This window comes from Arenimonas sp. (genome assembly GCF_019459675.1).
Taxonomy (GTDB): Bacteria; Pseudomonadota; Gammaproteobacteria; order Xanthomonadales; family Xanthomonadaceae; genus Arenimonas.
The window spans coordinates 1-2,547 of sequence record NZ_JAIBFH010000062.1; the positions used below are offsets into that span (position 1 = coordinate 1).

Consider the following 2,547-nt stretch of genomic DNA (forward strand, 5'->3'; position numbering starts at 1 on the left):
CTGGTCGAGCAGGTCCTGCTCGTGGGGCGGGAGGGCGCCCGGCGTGTGGCGCAGCGCGCCGGCCGCGGCCCGGGCCGCCCCCCCCGCCCCATCATTTTCAGGAAATGCCCGGCGCGCCGCCCGGGCCCCCGGCCGCCCGACGAGCAGGACCTGCTCGACCAGTGCGTGGCCCTCACGTCCGCGTCGGTCAGCAACCCCGATGCGGTGAGCGATGCGCTGACCGCGATGCTGCCCGATGTCGCCCAGACCCAGGCCGATACCGGTCGCGCGGCGGCGGGCGCCCAGTTCGAGAACCTCAACACCCGCATGATGGGCCTGCGCAGCGGCGCCCCGGTGCCGGCGTTTTCGTTCTCGGGGCTCACCCTGGCGATGGCCGGCGGCCGGCTGCCGCTGGGCCAGCTGGGCGCGGCGCTGCTGGCCGTGGATTCCACGCCGGCGCAGGAGGCCAGCAGCTTCGGCAAATGGGGGCTGTTCGTGTCGGGAAACATCGGCCGCGGCGAGTTCGACCCGACCCGGCTCACCCCGCGCTATGACTTCGATGTGGCGGGGCTGACGGCCGGCCTGGACTACCGCTGGAGCAACGAGCTGGTGGTGGGCGTGGCCCTGGGCTACACCCGGCAGGACACGCAGCTGGCCGGCGGACTGGGCTCGGTGGACATGCAGGGCTTCAGCGTTTCGGGCTACGGCACCTGGTACCGCGACAACGACTGGTACCTCGACAGCGCGCTGACCTACGGCGCGAACCGCTATGACCAGGAGCGCAGCATTGCCTATGTCCTGCCGACCGAAGTGGTGAACCAGACCGCGGTGGCCAGTTCGGACGGCAGCAACCTCAGCGCCACGCTCACCTTCGGCCGTGATTTCTCCCTGCGCGGCTGGACCTTCGGCGCCTACGGCCGGGCCGCCTACAGCCGCCTGGGCTTCGATGCGTTCGAGGAACAGGTGGACGCCTCGCTCAACGGCAGCGGATTGGCGCTGCGCGTGGAGTCGCGCACGTTGACCGGGTTCTCGTCCACCGTGGGCGGCAAAGCCTCGTTCGCGCACAGCGCGTCCTGGGGCGTGCTGGTGCCGCAGATGGACGTGGAGTGGGTCAAGGAATACGGCAGTGACGCCGAGGCCTTCCGAGGCTTCTTCGTCGATGACCCGACCGCGACGCCGATCCTGGTGCTGGGCGACGACCTGGACAGCAGCTACCTGCGGTTGAGCCTGGGGCTTTCGATGGTGCTTACTCAGGGACGGTCCGGCTTCCTGACGTATGAGCGCATCCTCGCCCGCTCCGGCGTCAGCCAGCAGGGCGCAACGCTGGGTTTGCGCTGGGAGTTCTGAGTCACCGCGGGAACCATGAAAAAGGCCGCGGGTTGCCCCGCGGCCTTTTCTTTCGGCTATTGGCGCTGGATCAGACCGCCATGGCCTTGGCGACTTCGGCCGCGTAGTCCTCGACCACCTTCTCGATGCCCTCGCCAACGGCCAGGCGCTGGAAGCCGACCACTTCGGCGCCGGCGGCCTTGAGCGTGGCCTCCACCGACAGGTCGGTGTTGAGCACGTAGGGCTGGCCGTACAGGGTCACTTCGTTGACGATCTTGGCCACCTTGCCGCCGATGATCTTCTCGAGGATCTCGGCCGGCTTGGCCTTGTCCTTCTCGGACATCTTGGCCAGTTCGATTTCCTTTTCCTTGGCCAGGAAGTCGGCCGGCACGTCCGCCGCCTTGTTGTAGGGCGGGTTCATGGCCGCCACGTGCATGGCGATGCCGCGGGCGAGTTCAACGTCGCCGCCCTTGAGCTCCACCAGCACGCCGATGCGGCCGCCGTGGATGTAGGCCGCCACGTGGTTGGCGGTGTCGACCTTGGCCAGGCGACGCACGTCCAGCTTCTCGCCGACCTTGGCAACGACGGCGGCGCGGGCTTCGTCCACCGTCTCGCCCGAGGCGAGCTTGGCGGACTTCAGGGCGTCGGCATCGGCGGCGCCGGAGGCCAGGGCGGCCTGGGCGACGGCGTTGGCGAAGGCCAGGAAGTTGTCGTCCTTGGCCACGAAGTCGGTTTCGGAGTTGATCTCGACCAGCACGGCCTTGCCGCCTTCGCTGGCGGCCACGATGCGGCCTTCGGCGGCGACGCGGTCAGCCTTCTTGTCGGCCTTGGCCAGGCCCGACTTGCGCAGCCACTCGGCGGCGTTGTCGATGTTGCCGGCGTTCTCGACCAGCGCCTTCTTGCATTCCATCATGCCCGCGCCGGTACGTTCACGCAGGTCCTTGACGAGCGATGCAGTGATTTCCATTTTTTGATCCTCTGAATTCTGTGGTGTGGAGGCGGGAGGGAGGTTTGCGGCGGGCCGCAAAAAATGGAAGAGAACTGACTTCCACAACCCCGCCGATAACGATGAAGCCGTTATCGGCCGCCCCCTTAACTTAAGGGGGCTCCGTTACGCTTCGCGCGGATCGGGCTATGCCCGATCAAGAATGACTCAGCGGGCGTCGCGCTTGTCGCCACCCGGGCCGCCCGGGCCACGGCGGGCCGGACGCTTGTCGTCGCGCGGGGCGGCGCGGCGCCCGG

Annotated in this window: 2 protein-coding genes; one reads left to right on the forward strand and one right to left on the reverse strand. The window is 68.6% G+C overall.

What is annotated here, in order from left to right:
- On the forward strand, positions 1-1,326 hold a 1,326-nt coding region (locus K0M70_RS02430), incomplete at its 5' end, for an autotransporter outer membrane beta-barrel domain-containing protein (RefSeq protein ID WP_290778794.1).
- A gap of 70 nt (positions 1,327-1,396) precedes the next feature.
- Here K0M70_RS02430 and tsf read toward each other — a convergent pair.
- Complete coding sequence (tsf, locus tag K0M70_RS02435) at positions 1,397-2,272, reverse strand: translation elongation factor Ts (RefSeq protein ID WP_290778797.1); 876 nt, start codon at positions 2,270-2,272, stop codon at positions 1,397-1,399.
- Positions 2,273-2,547: the final 275 nt, after the last annotated feature.